14 protein-coding genes are annotated in these 20494 nt (G+C 55.5%); 4 read left to right on the top strand and 10 right to left on the bottom strand.

The window, feature by feature from the left end:
• Window positions 1–449: 449 nt before the first annotated feature.
• From K239x_RS04410 to K239x_RS04440, 7 genes are all read right to left on the bottom strand, one after another.
• Window positions 450–2564, bottom strand: a complete 2115-nt coding sequence (locus tag K239x_RS04410) for a fused MFS/spermidine synthase (protein WP_145416432.1) — start codon at window positions 2562–2564, stop codon at window positions 450–452.
• A gap of 162 nt (window positions 2565–2726) precedes the next feature.
• A complete protein-coding gene (locus K239x_RS04415; RefSeq protein WP_145416433.1) occupies window positions 2727–3800 on the bottom strand; it encodes an EscU/YscU/HrcU family type III secretion system export apparatus switch protein in 1074 nt (357 codons plus the stop codon).
• Between the two features lie 6 nt (window positions 3801–3806).
• Window positions 3807–4595 (bottom strand): flagellar biosynthetic protein FliR, encoded by a 789-nt coding sequence (locus tag K239x_RS04420; protein ID WP_419189660.1) that lies wholly within the window; start codon window positions 4593–4595, stop codon window positions 3807–3809.
• Complete coding sequence (fliQ, locus tag K239x_RS04425) at window positions 4592–4855, bottom strand: flagellar biosynthesis protein FliQ (protein WP_145416434.1); 264 nt, start codon at window positions 4853–4855, stop codon at window positions 4592–4594. The genes K239x_RS04420 and fliQ overlap by 4 nt, the downstream gene beginning before the upstream one ends.
• A 115-nt stretch (window positions 4856–4970) precedes the next feature.
• Entirely contained in the window at window positions 4971–5888 is a 918-nt protein-coding gene (gene fliP, locus K239x_RS04430; protein WP_419189661.1) for a flagellar type III secretion system pore protein FliP, read from the bottom strand.
• A gap of 185 nt (window positions 5889–6073) precedes the next feature.
• Window positions 6074–6538 carry a DUF420 domain-containing protein gene (locus K239x_RS04435; RefSeq protein ID WP_145416436.1) on the bottom strand — a complete coding sequence of 155 codons (465 nt, stop codon included), beginning with the start codon at window positions 6536–6538 and terminating at the stop codon, window positions 6074–6076.
• Between the two features lie 5 nt (window positions 6539–6543).
• A complete protein-coding gene (locus tag K239x_RS04440; protein WP_419189662.1) occupies window positions 6544–7308 on the bottom strand; it encodes a hypothetical protein in 765 nt (254 codons plus the stop codon).
• A 115-nt stretch (window positions 7309–7423) separates the two neighbouring features.
• On the opposite strand from K239x_RS04440, the gene scpB reads away from it, so the two are divergent.
• On the top strand, window positions 7424–8740 hold the full coding sequence (gene scpB / locus K239x_RS04445; protein WP_145416437.1) for an SMC-Scp complex subunit ScpB: 1317 nt from the start codon (window positions 7424–7426) through the stop codon (window positions 8738–8740).
• 29 nt (window positions 8741–8769) lie between these two features.
• Here scpB and hemA read toward each other — a convergent pair whose 3' ends face one another.
• The 3 genes from hemA to K239x_RS04460 form a co-directional block, all read right to left on the bottom strand.
• Complete coding sequence (gene hemA / locus K239x_RS04450; RefSeq protein WP_145416438.1) at window positions 8770–10050, bottom strand: glutamyl-tRNA reductase; 1281 nt, start codon at window positions 10048–10050, stop codon at window positions 8770–8772.
• Window positions 10047–10976: a cytochrome c biogenesis protein CcsA gene (locus K239x_RS04455; protein ID WP_145416439.1), complete on the bottom strand. Its 930-nt coding sequence runs from the start codon at window positions 10974–10976 to the stop codon at window positions 10047–10049. Before K239x_RS04455 ends, hemA begins: the two co-directional genes overlap by 4 nt.
• Window positions 10977–11139: 163 nt before the next feature.
• Window positions 11140–13887: a DNA internalization-related competence protein ComEC/Rec2 gene (locus tag K239x_RS04460; protein ID WP_419189663.1), complete on the bottom strand. Its 2748-nt coding sequence runs from the start codon at window positions 13885–13887 to the stop codon at window positions 11140–11142.
• 39 nt (window positions 13888–13926) lie between these two features.
• On the opposite strand from K239x_RS04460, the gene K239x_RS04465 reads away from it, so the two are divergent.
• From K239x_RS04465 to K239x_RS04475, 3 genes are all read left to right on the top strand, one after another.
• The gene (locus K239x_RS04465) at window positions 13927–15966 is read left to right on the top strand and encodes a prolyl oligopeptidase family serine peptidase (protein WP_419189664.1); all 2040 of its coding nucleotides are present in this window, start codon (window positions 13927–13929) and stop codon (window positions 15964–15966) included.
• A gap of 170 nt (window positions 15967–16136) precedes the next feature.
• Window positions 16137–19001 carry a DUF1592 domain-containing protein gene (locus K239x_RS04470; protein WP_419189665.1) on the top strand — a complete coding sequence of 955 codons (2865 nt, stop codon included), beginning with the start codon at window positions 16137–16139 and terminating at the stop codon, window positions 18999–19001.
• 85 nt (window positions 19002–19086) lie between these two features.
• Window positions 19087–20484: a DUF1552 domain-containing protein gene (locus K239x_RS04475; protein WP_145416442.1), complete on the top strand. Its 1398-nt coding sequence runs from the start codon at window positions 19087–19089 to the stop codon at window positions 20482–20484.
• Window positions 20485–20494: the final 10 nt, after the last annotated feature.

A 20494-nucleotide genomic window follows, 5' to 3' on the forward strand; every position in this document is an offset into this window, starting at 1 on the left:
ATTGGATGCGGTAGCGCAATTGATGACCGGGCCAGCGATATCAATCCTTCCTGAATTAATACAAATTGACCATTTCCGCATCGGTCGTCAGCGCCGCAATCCTTGTCCCAGGATGCAATCCGTAAGCGATAAAGAGACTTTTATCAGCGCGAGCGGACGGAAACATTCAGTTTATCGTCATCCCCAGGCACCAACTTCAGCCTGAATGTCGCGAAAACGCACATGCAGCCCAGAATTCGGGATCAATGGCGAGGTTAGCAAACGCGTGAAACAGACGGCAAGGTCGATTCGGAACGCCGAAAGAATGGTTCTGACTTGGATTTTTCGACGTATGCCGGGCACCCAAGCAGAGATGCAAGCAAAACCGGACAAAAATGCCCCTTTTCGCTCGACTTTTTACCAGCGACCACCAAACGCGATTTAGACAGCTGGCGTTTGATGCCAACTCGCTACCACAACCGCAGCACGCTGACCAAGTTGTGGCGTTGGTCGGTCCAGAATGGTGCGTCGTCTAGTTCCGACTTAGTCGCCTGTTCGGCGGTGGCCAGCGATTCGTGTTGCCACAGTGTGTGGTCGGCGTGGGTGATTAACATCCAAGTCGAATGTTTGGTCCCAAGTGCTTGGTCTCCGCCAGCGCGAACGACTTTGCTGGACATGCCGGCGTGCTTGGCCAAGTTGTGGACCAGTGGCACGAGGTCTAAGTGGTTGTTGGAAACGTGGACCGCTAACACGCCCTTTTCGGCCAAACGCTGTTTGTACAGTTCCACTGCTTCGATGGTCAGCAAGTGGGCGGGAATCGCGTCGCTACTGAAAGCGTCCAGAACCAATACATCGAACTTGTCGTCCGTCATTCGCTCCAAAACCAAGCGGCCGTCGCCTAGGTGATTGCGGATGGTTGACGGGCAGTCCTTCATGAATGTGAAGTGTTTGTTGGCGATATCGACGACGGCGGGGTTGATTTCAATCATGTCAAATTCATCCTGCGCCCGACCGTACGTTGCCAGAACACCGCAACCGAGTCCGACGACACAGGTCCGCAGGTTGTCGTCGGTTTCATGCAAGGCAACGATCGTGCGACCGATCCCACTTTGTTGACCATAGTAGGTCGTGGGCTGGTTGGCATATTCGCCCAGTCGCTGCATGCCGTGGATGGTATTGCCGTGGACCAACGAGATCCCCACTTCGTCTTGCTCGACACGCAGCACACCGAAAAAGTTGCGTTCCGATGCGATGGTTTTCTCGTTGCTGTTGACCGATACCGCAATCAGCGGAGCGATCATCAGGATCACCGCAGCGATGCTCAAACGACGAGCTGCTGACCAATCGTAGCGAGTTTCGCTCCAACCCTGGCAGACAAAGAAAAGCAAAAAAGTCAGCGCGGTCACCAGCGAAAGCGTGAACGGCAACTCTGCAAACGAACTCAAGAACATCGGGCAAAAGACCGCCACGATCAGACCGCCAATGGCGCCGCCGGCCGACAGCAATGCGTAGTACTGCGTCAGCAGTTCGCTGCGTGGTTTGACTCGCGCGACTTCGCCGTGACATAGCAGGCAAACGCCCAGCAACATCAACATGTAGCAGGACGCTTCGGCGATCAGTTGCACGCTGCTGGGGAGTAGGTCCTTGGTTTGAATCATAGCCAGTGTGATCAGCGTCGCAGCGGCAATCCACTTTGGTTTGTACCACTGAGGCGAATCGAAACAGACGATAAAGCTGACCAGATAAAGACTGAGCGGCAATACCCAGAGGAATGGGATCACGGCGACGTCTTGGCAGACGTGATTGGTGACGACCAGTAGCATCACCGAAGCGAGCGCGGGAAGAGCAACCCAGGTGCCGCGGTCAAGCCAGCTAGGCGAACGCTGCAGCGCGGAGGCGTCGTCGTCGGATTTGATTTCATCTTTGGATTTACTCGCAACTCGGAGCAAACCGATCGCGACGGTGCCTTGAACCAGGACAAAAGCACAGAACAGCAGCGACCAAACGATCGATTGATTGGTGACCGATAGGACCGGTTCGACCAGAAAGGGATAGCTTAGTAACGCCACCAGCGACCCGGCGTTGGAGAGTGCGTACAGCCGATAGACACGGTCGCTGTTGTCACGGTAGCTGAGCCACGCTTGGACAAGTGGACCCGTACTGGAAAGCACGAAGTACGGTAGACCGACGTGTATGCCCAGCATCCAAAGCAAATACAGAGTAGGCGATTCGTCGCCGATCGGTTTCCAGGCGTTGGACGGTTCAATGGGCAGCAGTAATGCGGCACTGCCGAGCAATAACAAGTGCAGCACACCTTGGACGGCAGGGCGAAAGAACGTCCGTAGTACGTGTGCGTAGAGATAGCCGGCGAACAGCAAGACTTGGAAAAACAACATGCACGTCGTCCACACCGCGGGCGTGCCACCGAACCACGGCAGGACGCATTTGCTGATAATCGGCTGGACTTGAAAAACCAGGAACGCGCCGATCAGAGTGGTTGCAGCAAACCAAAGGATCGATTGGTTTGAATGCTTTGCCGTTTGGCTACATTGTGTTTGTGCGGATTGTGCGGATTGATTGGCCACGATTGTTCCCGTCCTTATTTCCCAGTGCCTTCGATTCGCCAGCGATCAGAGCAGACGACGCGGAAAGATAGGTCATGAAAGGCAATCGAGAGCCAATTCGACACGTGTTTTCGATCCCGCAGTAAACGAAATCGGCAGCCAGTGGACTTGGGTGAAGCGAAATCAGCGACCTTGCCGGAGCAAGTTGGCAACGGAGACGTACTGGGTCGACGGGATTTCTTGGCCGACGTTGACGCTGCGAAACTGGTACTGAGCTAGCAGCGGCTGAGCGAAAGTAGGAACCTGTCGCTCGCGAACCACTCGGCGAATCGTTTCGCCTTCGACTCCATTGCCTTTCGCGACGACGACCGGCGCGGCCATGGTTCGCGGGTTGTAACGTAGCGCAACGGCGATGTCGGACCCATCGGTAATGACCAAGTCGGCCGCCGCTGCCGGATGACTGCCCTGCCCTGTCCTGTCGCTTGACGACGCAGGGATCCGTGTCGGTCGCGCTTGCTGAATCTGCTTGCGACGACTGGCAACCGCCGGGTCGCCTTCGGTTTCGCGGAGTTCCTCTCGCAGTTCTTCATCCGTCATCATCAATTCGCGTTCGTGTTTCCAACGTTGAAATCCATAATCGATGACGGCAAGGACAAACAACGAGCCCCCAATCCAGACGCAGATGCCAAGCAAGCAATCGAACAATGTTCTCGCGATTTGCGGAATCTGTAATCCAGGAAGATTCAGGATTTGGTCGCCATAGTGCAGCACGGCAGCGTAGGCGACACCCGCAACGATCAGGACTTTAAGCATGCCAAAGCCGAATCGAGCGAAACCCGCTACCGACCAAATGCGTTTGATGCCTGTCGCGGGGCTGATGTTCTGCATCGACGGGGCAAGCTTGTTGGGCAGAAGCAAGAATCCCGTCTGAGAAATGTTCACAAGCACACCGATCACCATCATGGCGATCAGCATTGGGACGACTGCGATGGCCAACCGTCCTCCGCCGCGGAGCAGGGTGTAATTCGCATCGTCGGCGCTGAAATCCGTGACCGTGACTTCAGACAGCCCGTCAGTGATCGCGCCGGCAAGGTGTTCTGCAGCATGCCCACCGAGTAGCCACAATGACGCCAGTGCGGCAAGTAACAGAACGGCCGAACTTAGATCGCCACTGCGTGCGACTCGGCCTTCCTCGCGAGCCTGTTGTCGGCGTCGCTCGGTGGGGGCGTGTTTCTTTTCGCTGCCGGATTCTGCCATTGCCGATTACCAAATCTCCGACAGTTTTTGGACAGCGACAGCCAGTTCTTCTTGGAAAATCAATCCCGCCGAACCGATCGTGATTGCGGTAACGACCAAGATCGCGAGAGCGTTGATGCTTAACCCGATCGCCAGCACATTGAGCTGCGGCAATGTCCGCGAGATCAGGCCGATCACCAAGTTACTGAGCAACAACGCGGCGATCACGGGCGCGGCGATCCGGAGCCCAGCGACCATGCCGGATGTCAACTGATCGATGACCAACGTCAGCATGGATTCGTTAAGAACCACAGTCCCAGGCGGCAAACGAGTGAAGCTATCTAGCAAGATATTCATGATCAAACGGTGACCACCAGCGGCGAACAGGATGGCAACGATCAGCAAACCAACCAGTCGCGCCAGAGCCGGCATCGACTGGCCGCTTTCGTCGGTCGTCGATGCCGCTTGGATCGCTCCGCTGGTGCTGGTGACTTCCGCCCCGACTTGGATGCCGGTGATGATCAGTTGGACGGTGGTGCCGATCAGCAATCCGATCAGCGCTTCGTGAACGACCGCGATCAAGACTTCCGCGATATGGCTGGAGTCGGGGATCTCCGTGGCGGTGTTGGCCGCGACTGTTGGCAGAATCAAAAACGTGATCGTCGCTGCGAGCAGGACCTGCATTTTGCGTTCGATCACAGCGGTCATGCTGGGAATCGCGACCAGCAATGCACCGATTCGCGTCATGACCAGCAAAGCCAAGATGAGATGGTCGACAAAAAATTGGTGGGACCAGTTCGACAGCGATTCGATCACGGCATGCCTGCGTTTTCAAACACATCGCGCGTGAAATCCACCATTCGCGACATCAACCATGGCATGCAGGCGACCAACGCGACGGCCATCGCAAGAATCTTGGGCACAAAGGCAACCGTTTGATCTTGGATCTGAGTCAGCGCCTGGAACAAACTGACTACCAAGCCAACGACCAGCCCAACGACCAACAAAGGGGCGGCGATCACGATGGCAGAGATCAATGCCGTGCGGCAAAGGTCCATGACGACAGTTGTATCCATAGTTTTCTGTAGTTGAGCCGGGGGAGGGTTTCTTGGTTGATGCAGATGGCGCCGGACCGACGATGCGATCCGTCGTCTTTCGGTGCGAATCGGCGAAGCTTTTAATGCAACACAGCTATCCGATCGGACCAAAGCTCTCCATCAGTGTTTTGACGACCAGCGTCCAACCGTCGACCAAAACAAAGAGCAGTAGTTTGAAGGGAAGCGAAATGGTGGCGGGCGGCAGCATCAGCATGCCCATGGAGATCGTGACACTGGCGACGACCAGATCGACGATCAAGAATGGCAGGTAAATTTGAAAGCCCATGAGAAACGCGACTTTCAGTTCGCTCAGGATGAATGCCGGTAGCAACACACGGATGGGGACGGCTTCGTAGCTGCTGGGGACCGGGCCGTCTGGATCCATGTACTGATAGAACAAAAAGATATCGTCGTCGTTGTGTGCCGTTTTGATTTGCCGCGACATGAATTTGCGGATCGGGAGCGACCCAATCTCGTACGCTTCGCCGAGCGACATTTCGACATCGGGATTGGTGTACGGCTCAATCGCGTCGTCGTAGACCTGCGTCCAGACGGGCGTCATCACAAACAAGGTCATGAACAGTGCGATGCTGGTCATGACTTGAGTCGGAGGCAACGATTGCAGTCCGATGGCTTGTTTCAGCAAACCCAGCACGATGATGATGCGGATGTAGCAAGTTGTCATCAGCAAGATGGCGGGCGCCATCGACAGCACCGTTAGCATCACGACGGACTGCAGCGATCCGGTCAAGCCTTCGGGGCTAGTCCACTGTTCGGGGCCGCCGCCAGGAAGTAGTCCGCCAAGGCTGTGTTCAGGGAGTTTGACGCTGGCGCGCTCAACGAGGGCGGGCTCGGTAGGCGTCGGCTGGGTATGCGCGGACTGGGTAAGCCCGGCTTGGGGACTGACTGCGGCGGGGTGTTCCCAGCTGGAGTCGGTGGGATCTTGCGCCGACGCGGGCGCAGCAAGGCTTGCACAAAGCGCTAGCAGCAGTAGGCAAATTAGACGGATCAAGTGGGGCCGCTCCATCGACGCGCGTCACTCGGATGAACTTCCCTTGGACTTTAGGGAAAGTTCCGAGATTTGCGAAAGATGGATCGCCAAGCGTTTTTGTCAACTTGCTGCGTCGGTCGACGGCCAACCGCTGAAAAACGCAGTCACAGCGACGAAGCCTGGCCGCTGTCGCTAGCAATAAAATGCTATGCCGTGTAAATCTGATACAGCATCAAATAAACGATCACGCCCGTCACACTGACATACATCCAGATCGGGTAGGCGTATTTGACCAGTCGTTTGTGGGCCAAAATACGCCCGGCTTTTGCTAGTAGAACCGCGCGGATAGCCAAGAACGGCACCGTGATTGCCAGCAAAATGTGTGTGATCAGGATCGTAAAGTAGACGTATCGCACGGCGTCCGAAGCGATCGCCGGGTCGCGGGGGAACGGTTTGTTGGCCGCCCCGGTGGATTGGTACAGAGCCAGTTTGTGAAGCAGGTAGAGTGCCAGAAAGGCTGCGCTGACGCCCAAGGCAATCAGCATCAATTTTTTGTGAGCCCGTACGCGACCAGTGCGGATTTTCCAGAATGCAGCGGCCAACAATCCTGTTGCGATCAGATTCAGCGTCGCGGTGGCGTGTGGAAGATTGTTGGAAAGGAATTCCCACATGGGATTTACTCGATTGATTCAGATGGAGTCGGGGCGTCGGAACGCAGTTTGTTCAGTTCGGCATCATTTGGATAGTCGCTGAGGGCTTCCAGCAATAGTGTCTGAGCCAATTCGCCGCGTTTGGCAGCTCGCATGTCAATGATTAGCTGGCGATATTGTCGCTGGAGTAGCCCGTCGATCTCTGCGGATAGCTCCTCGACCGGCATCTCTTTGTGGGCAAGTTCCATGACCATCGGAATCAGCACGTAGAGTTCACGAGTGGCCAACCGCTGAACGATCGGCCAGACCACCGCGGCGTGTTTGGGATGGTCGATGGACCATTTCCGCCAAAACGTGTCTTTATCGCCGTACATTTCCAATTGATCGACCAACAGTTGAGCATCGGCCGGGGTAGCGCCGCTAAGCCCTCGCGACAGATGAACCAAGTGCCAATCGTCGGGCTCGCCTTTGGGGGCATTGATCAACGCACTTTGACGAACATAGCTGGCAGCAGCCAACGCCGCGCTTTTCCGCCGAATGGGCGTGATTTGGATATGAAGAAGCGGGATTTCGTAAAAAGTGAAGCTGCGGCTTTTAAAATGCGAGGGCGAAAATTCGCGACCGGTGACGTGGCCTTGCGTGTAGACGACGAAAAAGATCAGCAGCGACAGCCCCAGTGTCGAAAAGACCACTACCCAAGTACGCAGCTTCTTGCCAGAGGTTGATCCGCTCCGCGAAGATCGTCCGGGGGGCGGCGTTTTTGCTGATGCGTTGGAAACCGATGTGGACACAGGGGCTAGCTTGGGGGATGTTCGTCAGCGAAAGCACTCAAATTCGTCAGCCAATTGGTGAAGATTACGTTGGCAGCTGAGTGGTGATACAGACCTACTTTAATGTAAGCGATTGATGGCAACTTGGTCGTCCACTTCGACTACGAACAGCACTTTAACGCGATGTCATCGTTTGTCATCGGGAGCACCGCTGCCAAGCTCTCGCAGTTCGGACAACGGTTTGTGCGAAAATGCGGCTCGAATCCATCGTCCTTATGCGGTGACTTGGGGCTCAGCGACTGCTTTATCTGCAACCAGCGGCCCCCGGCAATCCGTCATCCCGGGTGCAGCGGCGGAGCAATTGTGGCCCGACGACGAAGATTCTGCGGGGCTACGTCGTCAGCGTGCCGAAGCGGTATTGCTGATGTCCAAACTTCCGCTTAGCAATCGAAAATTGGCCCAATTGGCTCACTTGGCGGACGCCACTGAGGCTCGTACACTTGTCCGCGAGTTGAATCAGGTTTACGACGATCACCAGCGTGCTTTGCGAATCGAGTTGGTCGCTGGAGGATACCGAATGATGACCCGGCCGGCCTTGGCGCCTTGGCTGGTTCGTTTGGGACATTTGCCTCCAGCCATTAGGCTCTCATCGCCGATGATGGAAACGCTAGCAGTAGTCGCCTACCGACAGCCCGTCTCGCGAGTCAATGTGGAAGCGATTCGGGGGGTTGCGTGTGGCGAATTGTTGCGGCAACTGATGGAACGTGATTTGATTCGCATTGCCGGGCGTGCAGAAGAACTCGGACGCCCGTATCTTTACGGTACCACCAAACGTTTTTTGCAGATTTTCGGATTAGCAACCACCGACGCATTGCCACCAATTCAGTGGCACGCGTTGCAGGAAGACCAAGACGATGATTCGCAAACAGAAGATCCACCTCAAGAAGAACTGTCGACATCTACGAAGGAGTCTGACGTGAGCATTGCTGCCGCGCCGGTTGTCTTGGACGCCGAGTCTGAAATTTGTATCGTCAATCCCGTCCCCGCTGATTCCGATTCGGTGTCACAGGACCCTGCTGCCGTGATCGAAGATGAAGAGGACGATCTGTACGAAGGCACAGGCGACTTCGCTGACGACGACGAAGAAGACGATGATGACGAGTGGGATGACGACGATGATGACTGGGCAGAGGACGACGATGACGATGACGATGACGATGATGAAGACGACGACGATGATGACGCCGACGACTCAGATGACGATGACGGTCTCGAAGACGACGAGTGGGAGGAAGTCGACGACGAAGATAGCGACTTAGAAGAAGACGACGACGATGTCGAAACCGACGATGAAGAGTTCGACGACGAAGACGAAGAATGGGACGACGACGAAGATGAGGACGACGACTGGGACGACGAAGAAGAAGAAGAGGCCGATGACGACGGCGAGTAAATCGTTGTCGTCACGATCTTTTCAGAGCGTCAATCGTCGCCCAGTTTGAACAGCAAACGGATTGCTTCTAGCAGTCCGCGCTCGTGACCTTCCGCGGCATCGTCTCGCAAGGATGCCAGCGGTGGATGAAGTAGTTTATTGATCAGTCGATCAAACGATTTTTCAATCTCTTTGGCGACCGCAGGATCGACGTTCGACGAATTCAGTTTGCTGACCAGTCGCTGCAGTTCGTCTTGTTTCAATTCCTGGGCCTGCTCCCGAAGTCGTCTGACGATCGGGCCAGTTGCTCGGTGGTTCAGGTCTTTGATGAATTTGGCTGTTTCATCTTCGATAATCTGCAAAGCTTTGGGCCATTCTTTTTGACGCTCGCGCCGATTGCGTTCGCAGGCAGCTTGCAGGTCGTCGATCTGATACAAGTAAACGCTTGGCAAATCTCCAATCGAAGCATCGAAGTCGCGCGGAACCGCCAAGTCCAGGATCAGCATCAAACGGTTTTTACGCTGCAAATGGAGCGGCTCGAAATCAGCCTGCGTTAAGATCGGTTCGGTCGCCGAGGTGGTCCCGATTAGCAAATCGGATTGGACGATTCGCTGATGCAAATTGCCCCAGTCGTCTGACTCGATGCCGAAATTTTGGGCTAAATTGTCGGCTCTCTGTCGGCTGCGATTGATCACGCAGATGTTTTTTGCCCCGGCTTGTTGCAAATATCGCAGCGTTTCTTCGCCCATCTCGCCAGCGCCACAGATGACGACCTGTTTGTTCTTCAGCGAGTCGAATACTTCGGGAACAATTTCGCCAATCGCGACGCTTGGAACGCTGACGCGTCGGCGGTGAATCGCTGTTTCGCTTTGCACTCTTTTGGCGGCGCGGTTGGCCGCTTGAAAAACGCTGTGCGTCAGCGCGCCCGCCGATCCCAAATCGCAGGCCTGTTCGTAGGCCTGTTTGACTTGCGACAGAATCTGGGATTCGCCCAGCACCATCGAATCCAAGCTCGACGCAACCGTGAACAAGTGCTTCACGGCATCACTACCGCTCAGGTAGATCATTTGGTCGATGACTTCACTTGGCGATAGACTGTGCTGCTCCGCGATGAACTGAGCAACCGATTCGTGGTCCAGTTCGGTATTGTCACTGCTGGACGTGTAAAGTTCGACGCGATTGCAAGTGCTCAGCAGTACCAATTCGCTCCGTGGGAAACGGTCGCGAAAATCGCCCAGAGTTTTTTGAATTTGATCTGCTGAAAACGAAACGCGTTCGCGAAATTCGACCTCAGTATCGTGATAGCTGCATCCGATCATTTGGAGCGTCATGATTGCGACTCCACTGACGAAGGCGGCGAGACGGAGTCTGTTTCGATCAAGGATGGCGTCGACGTTGAAGTCTCGGTTTGCGCGGCTTGCTCTTTTTCGCTACCGTGAGATCCGGTTAACACGCTCGCCATGGCTAAGACCAGGAACCCCAGGCTGGCCAAGGTCAGGTAGACCGCTTTGCGTCCGCGGCTGGCGGGTTCGTAAAAGAACTCCAGACCCGTCGTGCCAAGCAACCACAAAAACAAAAGCGTGCTAAACAGGACGCCACCGTCCGTCCAGCCAACGTGTCCGAATCGATTGAGGTTCATCACGATGCCCGCCAAGACGCCGATCGCGACCGCGATGGTGCTGATAATCAAACACTTGCGGTTCATTCTGCCGAGTGTTTCCAGCGTCGGCAGTCGCAGCGCCGAGCCGGCTTTTTTGTGTTTTAGCCGCGAGGACTGGACCAGGTACATCACACCGGCCAAGAAGCCGAAAAGCACCGCACCGGCACCGACCAGCATGGCAAGTCCGTGGACTGTTCCCCAAACGCCGACTGCTTCGGAGCGAGAAAAGGGATCTTGATGGCGTAGGATTACCCCTAGCCAGATGGTGGCTAGAACGGCTGGCAAAAAGAAAAAGCTGATGATCGTGTCGGGGCGTCGCAGATACAAAACCAAGAAACAAACGGCCAATCCCAGGGCCAGCAAGTACGACCAATCTGACCAAGTCGCCAGTAAACCCACGTCTTTGCCTACGGGGCTCTCAGCCGCTTGAAGTGCTAAATAGCACACATGCGTGAACAACCCGATGGCCATCATTACGATGACCGCCAGCCCGCGACCTGGAATTCGACCCAATAGACGCAGCAGTTCCAGCACCAGCACAATCAAGTAGCTAGCGAAAAAACACGTCACAGAAATCTCGCGAAGGGTGGCGAGCATGGTGGGCAACGATTGGGGGAAAATGACTTCGTCAACAGCGCGAAAGTGTATCCGTCTTTGGCTTGCGGCAGAATCGCACTCACTTGAAGCAATCTGTTAGCAAGAACACTTCTGCGGTCCCATTGTAGTCTTCTGCCGGAGTAAGAAAACTCCTGCCCGCGGACTACCACGGTGCTTGTTTCCAGGTTCGGATCTCGATCTGACCCTGCGCATCGATGCGAACTCGCACGGCACCCTCCGTCGCCGTCACGTGAACTCCGCTGCCCGTCGTCGCCAGCATCTGAGCCACTTCGGGGCGTCGCGCACGGCGACCGCCGCTGACAACCGTTTCGCGAGGTCGTGCCCACTGCAAAACGGCTTCGGCGTTCATGGTCAAACTGCCATGATGAGGAGCCATCAAGACGCCGCCGGGGGCGGGGCGTGGTTGGTTGATCAGTGACTGCGTCCCAGGTGGTTCTAGGTCGCCCGGCAACAACAACGCCCCTTTGGCGATGCTCAGGACCAAGCTATTTGCGTTGTCGTTTCCACCGACACCGCCCAGGGGAGGATGCAAAATCCGGATCGGCAATTTGCCCGCGTCAAGCGTTTGTCCCGCGCTGGCTTCACGCACGCGGATCCGCGTTTCGGCGATCGCGGTTCGAACCGCATTGAGAGCACCTTTTTCGTTTTCGGCCAGCATTCCCGGTGGAGTGATAATTTCGCGAATCGCAAAGCGTTTGACGATTCCCGGTAGCGCGTTGTAGTGATCCGAATCGGCATGCGAAAGGAAAACGCCGTCCAGTTCGGTGATTCCCAACGACCAAAGTGTTTCGTCGATGTCACGACTGCTGCCGGTGTCGTTACCCAGCCGACCGCAATCGTAGAGCCAGGACTCGTCACCCAGCCGCAGTACGACACAGGTGCCATGACCGACGTCAATGAACGTTGCTTCCATGGTTCCGGTGGGTAACTCGGCAGGTGTCGTGGCGGTCCACCAAGCAATGCAGCCCCAAACCACAATCCACGATCGGCGCAGCCACTTCACCCGGTGGCTCTGGCGCCAATACAGCGATGCGGCCAATGCTATGTAAAAGAACGCGACCCAGTACCAGTTGGGCGACGGCAACCAAGCATGGCCATACGGAACGCTGGCGGCCAAGGAAATGATCTGCTGCATCAACCACAGAAAAGCCGAACAAACTGTTCCACACATTCCCCCGAGCGTTGACGAGATCAACCCCAGAAATACAGTGCCGACACCCGACGCGAGCGCGAACACCAGCAGCGGCGAAAGCAATACGTTTGTCGCGACGCTAATTGGCGAAACGACGTGAAAGTGGTACCAAACCAGCGGGATGCTGGTCGCGGTAACACAGGCGCTCATCCAAGTCATCTGTGCCAGCATGCCGATCCCGACGCGTCCGTAGCGAACGATCGGAGTCCGCGAACTATCGGCAAGCTGGTTTAGACGCTCTTCTTTCTCCAATGCCTGGTCGATCGCCGGCGCGGAAGATGAACGCCGCAGTCGTCGTCCGCACAGCAACAATGTCGCGACCGCCAAAAACGAAAGTTGAACTCCGACCGCGCTGACGTTCATCGGGTTCCAGTAGATCAGTACCAGCGCTGCCAGTGCCAGCGTATTGATCGGCTGACTCGGCCGTTGCAGCCAGATCGCAATCAGCAGCGCCGCCACCAGCAACGCGGCTCGCATGACCGGCGGGCGACCTCCCGTAATCGCGACATACGCCACGCACACGCTTAGGATCCATCCGATCTCCAGCGACTGGGGAAGTCGAACGAGCATCGCCGCCAACTTGGCCAGCATCACAATGATCGCCAGATGCAATCCGCTGACCGAAAGCAAGTGCGCCGTTCCCGTCACCAGCAGCAAATCGCGAGTGTCGCTGTCGACAAAATCACGCTGCCCGATCACCAACGCGATCGCAAGTGGTCCAGTCGTTTCGGTCGTGTGCTGGAGAAGCAGGGACCGGCTTGTGTCGGCAAACGAGGCGACCCAGCGGTTGGGAGACAGCGTTGTCCGCAGATTGTTTGGCGTTTGGATCACGACGATTTGATCAGGCGAATCCACATCGACTCGCGCGTGCAGTTGCCGACGTTGGTAGATCGGTCTTAGGTCACGTTCCCCTGGATTGGTTGGCGATGGAAACGCGCGAAGCGATCCGTAAAGTTCCAAGGCGTCGCCGGGGCGAAAGGAAGTCAGTTTGCCTTCGACGACTACCAGGACACGCCCGCTGGCTTCGACATATCGTTGCCCGGATCGCAACTCGGTAACGCGAGCTTCAAATTGTGTTTGCCAAGGTGAAAGCACCCGACGGCTCGGGATCTCTGCTAACGGATTGCGGCGAAGCACAACAGGACGATCGACTTGTACTCGCAGAATCGCTGGTTGCGGAATCTCGCTCGCGGCACTCAGAATCGTCCCGGAATAATAATCGGTGGCAAAATTGGCTTGCCTTGCCATAAACAGCGGCAGGCAGATCGCTGCGGCGAGGAGCCAGTTTTTGGAATGCTTGCTCTTGGCTAGCCAAAATGCCAGAGACGTGAACGCCAGCGCCGGCAGCCAGAACCGAAAGAGGGCTCCATCGGGAAGACAGGACCCTAGCAACACGCCGACAACGGCAAACACCGCAACAAAAACAAGTGGGATCTGATGAATCAGGCGATTCAATCGCGGACGCACTGGGGCAGCGCGAAGATCACTTTGGTAGTCGACGTGACTCCGTTCGCTGCCCACCGAGTGCCCCTTGATCGCATCTGACGCTAGATTGTTGGTTTGCCGACGCAGGCAGTTATAACCATTGCCAGTGCCTGCATCAAAATTCAACTCTGACGACTCCCCAAAATGAGTATTTTCATGAGCCAACAGCTCACTCTGACGCGCACTTGTCTGGCCATGTTCTTTGCTTGCCAAATTTGCCCTCTCCTTGCGCAGGATGCTCCGCAACTTAAAATGAAATACCCCGCTACCAAGACCGTTGATGTTGTTGATGACTATTTTGGCAACCAAGTCAGTGACCCGTACCGTTGGTTAGAAGACACTGAGAGCGACGAAACCGCCGCTTGGATAGCCGCTCAAAACAAAGTCACGCAGTCGTACTTGGAATCGTTGCCGCAGCGTGAAGAGATGCGCGCGCGGTTGGAGAAGCTCTGGAACTACGAGCGTTTTGGTCTGCCGCGACGTCGCGGCGAAACGTATTTTTACTCGCACAACGACGGTCTGCAGGATCAGAGCGTGCTCTACAAGGCCGCCAGTCTGGACGCCGAACGAGAAGTGCTGATCGATCCCAATACACTTAGCGAAGATGGAACGGTCGCACTCTCAGGGACCGTCACGACCGAAGACGGCAAGTTGATGGCGTACGCGTTGGCCGATGGCGGCAGTGACTGGCGAACCTGGAAAGTGCGAGACGTCGCGACCGGCAAAGATTTGGACGACGTGATCAAGTGGGTCAAATTTAGCAGCATCGCTTGGAAACCCGATGGCAGCGGTTTCTTCTATTCTCGCTATGCCGCCCCGGTCGAAGGCGAAGAACTGTTGGCGACCAACGAAAATCAAAAGATGTACTTTCATGTCATCGGAACGGATCAGAGTGCTGATCCGCTGGTGCTTGAAAAACCCGACCATCCCAAATGGGGCTTTGGCGGCAGTGTGACCGACGATGGACGATACCTCGTCATCCAAAACTGGAAAGGGAGCGAACCCAAGGCGCAGATTTTCTTAAAAGACTTGCGTCGTGATGACTCGCCCATCCAAGAATTGATCATGGGTTTTGATGCCGAATACGAATGGATCGGATCGATCGACGACACCTTGTACTTTGTCACCGACAACGAAGCACCCAAGCGACGTTTGGTTGCGGTCGACGTCAATCAACCCGGCCGCGAACATTGGAAAGAAGTTGTCTCGGAATCCAATGACGTGATCGAATCGGTCAGTTTGTTTGACGAGACTTTCTACGTCATCGCACTCAAGGATGCTCGCGGAAAAGTCACACGCCACAATCTAGACGGCAGCTTGATTGACGAATTGCCACTGCCGGGCGTTGGCAGCGTCGGCGGTTTCGGCGGCCGACAAGATGCCACGGAAACGTTCTTCAGTTTCACCAATTACGTGACGCCCGCATCGATCTATCGCTTGGACTTGACCAGCGGCGATGTCAGTCTTTGGCGGCAGCCAGACGTGGCGTTTAACGTGGATGAATTTGTGACCGAACAGATTTTTGCATCCAGCAAAGATGGGACGAAAGTGCCGATCATTGTGACGCGGCGGAAGTCGACGAAGTTGGACGGCACCAATCAAACGCTGCTTTACGCGTACGGAGGGTTCAACATTTCGCTGACACCATCGTTCTCGCCAGCGATTGCGGCTTGGATCGATGCGGGAGGCGTCTACGCGGTCGCCAACTTGCGCGGCGGAGGCGAATACGGCCGCCAGTGGCACGAAGACGGGATGCGGCTGAAAAAGCAAAACGTTTTCGACGATTTCATCGCATCAGCCGAACACCTGATCTCACAGGGCTATACCAAGCCCAACTTGTTGGGCGTGCGCGGCGGCAGCAACGGCGGTCTTTTGATTGGCGCTGTGATGACGCAGCGACCGGACCTGTTCGGTGCCTGTTTGCCAGCGGTGGGCGTGATGGACATGCTGCGATACCACAAGTTCACGATTGGCTGGGCTTGGGCCACGGAATTTGGCAGCAGTGATGAAGAGGACCAGATCAAAAACCTGTTGTCGTATTCGCCGCTGCACAACCTGAAAGTTGGCACGTGCTATCCAGCGACGATGGTTTCCACGGCCGACCGCGACGACCGTGTCGTGCCCGGGCACAGTTTTAAATTCGCCGCTGCCTTGCAAGCCGCCCAAAGCTGCGAGAGCCCAACCTTGATCCGAATCGAAACCCGAGCGGGCCACGGAGCCGGAACACCCGTCAGCAAAAAGATCGACGAGTACGCCGATCTTTGGGCGTTCCTGATGGCTAATTTGAAATAGTCCTCCAGCGTGGAATGGCCATTTCTTTAACCTTCTGAAGGTGCGAAGGGTGACGGCGAGCAAAGGTCCGTTAGGTTCGGAAGGGTGGTTGTCTTGATCGGATAGTGCGTCGGCTATACTGCAGGTCCCACCTTGCCTACCTGCCGCTGCTCTGCGAGAAACCAACCGACGTGAATAATCGATCTTTCGACAGTGGTAGTCTGCGCGCCTATGGTTGGGTCCCATTCAGCGTGCAAATGTTCATCGCATTGACTCTGTCTGGTCAGGCATTGGGCCAACCGGGCGAAAAACAAAACGCATCAACGCAAAGCGAATTAACCCAGCGCGAGTCGGCGTTCGCCTCGCTGCAGGCGATCAAAGCTGACGGTGCGAAAACCTCCAAGTATCTTCACGCAGTGGACCAGTTGCCGGAGGCCTCGCTTGAATCGGATTCGCCCGAGACTCCCCCGCAAGCAAAACTGGAGGTCTTCACTCGCGATGTCCTGCCGATCCTGATGCACGCCTGCGTGGATTGCCATGGAGCCGACGCTCAGGAAGGCAACATCCGGGTCGACACGTTGGATCCAAATCTCTTGCAAGGCAAAGACGTGGATTGGTGGTTGGAGATTTTGGCAGTGCTCAGCAACGGCGAGATGCCTCCGCCGGACGCCAGCGAGTTGACGAACAAGGATCGCAGCAAAGTAGTTGACTGGCTATCGAGCGCAATTCAAACAGCTTCGATTCTACGGCGCGCGACGGGAGGGCATACTTCGTTTCGCCGTCTGACTCGCTACGAATACAACTATGCGATGCAGGATCTATTGGGTTTGCCATGGAACTTTGCCAAAGACTTGCCGCCCGATGCGCACTCAGATGACGGGTTTCAAAACAGTTCCGAAATGCTGCACATGTCCGTGCAGCAATTGGAAACCTATCGCCAACTCGCTCGCACTTCTTTGCGTCGGGCAACGATGCCCAGCACCAGTTCGGGAAAACGGCCGCCAGTGATTCGCTGGGGAATCTCAATGGAGGAAGCAGCCAACCGCGAGTGGCCCAAACAAACGAAGCAACTTGACGAGATCAAAAAGAAGTTCGCCGACGACCCAGAGAAACAAAAGCAGGAGATTGATCGCCTCCAAGCGAGTTTTAAAACGCCGCCCAATGGTCCCCATTACCGTGAGCTATCGAGCGGTCGCATCGCGCCGGCGAAGTGGGCTTACAACGGCGCACACTACGCCTTCGCTCCGTTGGAGAACGCCTTCGCTGCGTCGGAGAATGAGAATATTGCACAGCGGAATAAAAACTCGCAGCAGGATGCTGTTGGTTCGGATGATGCTTTGCAACTGCCCGAGTCCTTTGATCATGTGGCCGTGATCCCATCGGGGCGCCGTCAGTACTTGACCGTTGAATTGGGCGATCAAGTTCCTAGTGCAGGCACGATGCGGGTTCGTGTTCGCGCGTCACGAGTGTCCGCCGATCCACTGCGTGTGCCCAGTTTGCAGCTGCAATTTGGTTTTCAAGCCAGCAATGAAGGCCGCGCGGTCGTCCGTGTCAGCGATGCCGATACGCCCATCAACGCAGACTCCGACGCCCCGCAAATCTATCAGTGGGAATTTCCCCTGGGAGAAATCTACCCGCGCAATTCATTTCGCACGGTATCCAAGATGGGGGATCTGCCGAGCCCGTCGGAATACATTCGGTTGGTCAACAGTTCGGTCCCGCAGGGTGGCCACGGCGCGATTCAAATCGATTACGTGGAAGTCACAGCGCCGCTCTACGAATCGTGGCCAACCCAGTCGCATCAGACGCTCTTTTTTGAAAGTAAAATCCAGGACGACGAAGCGACCTACGCCCGTGAAATCTTGACGGCCTTTCTGTCAAAAGCCTGGCGCCGCAAAGTCAGCTCGGCAGAAGTTGATGCCAAAGTCGAACTCTTCGATGTGATGCGCTCGGAATGTGAAAGTTTCGAGGACACGATGGTCGAGGCTCTTGCGACGGTGCTTTCGTCTCCGCATTTTCTGTACGTCATCACCGAAGACTCCGAAGATAGTTCGCTGCTGTTGGGCCACGATTTGGCAATGCGTTTGTCATTGTTTTTGTGGAGTAGCGTTCCTGATCAATTGCTGTTGGATTTGGCGGATAGCGGCGAACTGTGCGACACGGAAGTTTTGCTTCAACAAGTCGATCGAATGCTAGCCGACCCGCGATCAGAGCGGTTTGCCAAGCACTATGTTCACCAGTGGCTCGACATGCAGTTGCTGGATTTTCTGGCCGTGGACAAGAACACGGATCCATTGCTGAAAGAAGCGATGCAAGCGGAGCCGATCGAGTTTTTTCAAGAGATGGTGCGAAGTGATTCCAGCGTCTTGGATTTTATTCATGCCGACTACGCAATGGTCAATGAACGACTCGCTCGGCACTATGGTTGGTCCGATGTGCGTGGAAACCAGTTTCGCCGGATAAATCTGGACGCCAGCAAGCGTCGCGGCGGATTGTTGACTCAGGCCGGTGTGCTCGCAATGAACTCCAACGGCAAAGATTCACACCCGCTCAAACGCGGTGTCTGGTTGTTGCGATGTTTGCTCAATGATCCTCCGCCCCCGCCTCCGCCAGCTGTGCCAGAAATCGATTTGGCAGATCCTGAAATTGCAAAGCTGTCACTGAAAGAGCAGATCGAAGACCATCGTAATCATGCTGCCTGTATGTCATGTCATGCAAAGATTGACCCGTGGGGTATCGCGTTCGAGAACTACGACGCATTGGGGCAATGGCGTGATCGCGTGAATGGAAAGCCCGTCGATGCCGCTAGCTTGTTGTTCAACAATCAAGAGCTTGATGGTGTCGATGGGCTGAAACGATTTTTGCTAAAGAACCGACAGGATCAATTCGTTCGCGCCATGGTTCACAAAATCGCGACTTACGCATTGGGCCGGCCGATGAAGTTTACCGATCATGCCAAAATCGACCAAGTTACGGCCAGTGTTCGCAAGCAGGGCGATGGATTGGCAACCACGATCAAGGCGCTTGTGACCAGCGATTTGTTTCGAACAAAATAGGAAGAGTACGGATTGATGACAGGGTTGCGCGACGCGACCTTCAAGGCAGAAATCCCAATCAAGTATCGAAGTTGCATCGAATATTATGAATCTAAACTCACTTGATCGACGTCGATTTCTTCGTGGCACGGGAGTAGCGTTGGCTCTCCCGCTGTTCGAGTCATTCTTAATGCCGTCCGCTAGCGCGAACACGCTCAAGAGCAAGCCAAAGCGGTTAGCGTGCGTGTACTTTCCAGATGGTGTGCCAATGCCGCTCCCGGAGGACCCAGCCTACAAAGACTGGTCCTGGTTTCCGCATGGAAACGGCAGCGACTATACGTTTTCGAAATGTGGCGAAGTCTTCGCTCCGGTTCGTGATGACCTGACCATTCTTTCGGGGTTTTCGCATCCATCGTCGCGAAAGGTGCACGGCCATTCCAATTCCGATCAATTTCTGACCGCTGCTGCCACCGGATCCCACGGTCCCTATGCCAATACGATCTCGCTGGACCAAATTTATGCAGCCCAGGTTGGCGATCAGACTCGTTTTGCATCGATGGTGATGTCGACCGATGGCGGCACGGGAACTCCGCGCGGAACTCATACGCTTTCGTTTGATCGAAATGGGCGAGCGATTCCGGCAGAACACCGACCCAAGCGAGTGTTTGACATGCTTTTTGTCAAAGGCGACGGTGACGCGGCCCGCCGACTGGCACTAAGTAAAAGTGCTCTGGATGATCTGTTGGCGGATGCGAAATCGCTACGGCGCAAGCTGGCATTGTCGGATCAAAAGAGTTTAGATGAGTACTTGGAATCAGTTCGCCAAGCGGAAATGAAAGTCGAAAAAGCCAAACGCTGGATCGACACTCCGTTGCCAACTGTCGAATCGGATCATCTCAATTTGGAATTGACTGCCGATGAACCGCGGGAATATGTCCAAACGATTTTCGAACTGTTGTACTTGGCCTTCAAGACCGACTCGACTCGTGTGGCGACCTACCAGATCGGCCGTGAAAATGGATTTGGCATCAGTGACCATCTGGCGCGGGCCGTCGGTTTGAATTTGGCGCATTCGCTTTCACACGACACCAAGAAACCCGATGGCTGGAAGAATTTCGGCACGTATTGCCGTTTTCTGAACGAGGAGTTTGCACGTCTCACCAGCAAGCTCAAGGCGACGCCGGAACCTGCTGGCGAAGGCACCATGTTGGACAACACGCTGCTGTTGTTCGGATCGGCATCCAGTGCGTTTCACCTGTCGCGTAACTACCCGTTGGTACTAGCAGGCGGCAAGAACATGGGATTCAAGCACGGTCAATACATCAACAACGCGGGATCCAAGCGACAAGGCGGTGCCTGGGACGGAGGTCGTGAACCGTGGCAACAAGAAGCCGCCAAAGAGGACAAACCATTGTCAAACGTCTTCGTCACTATGCTTCAGCAGCTCGGCGTCCAAACTGAGACCTTCGCCGACAGCACCGGAACCGTATCGGAGTTGCTGTAGCGAGGGCCGG

This window comes from Stieleria marina, from assembly GCA_007741555.1.
Lineage (GTDB): Bacteria > Planctomycetota > Planctomycetia > Pirellulales > Pirellulaceae > K23-9.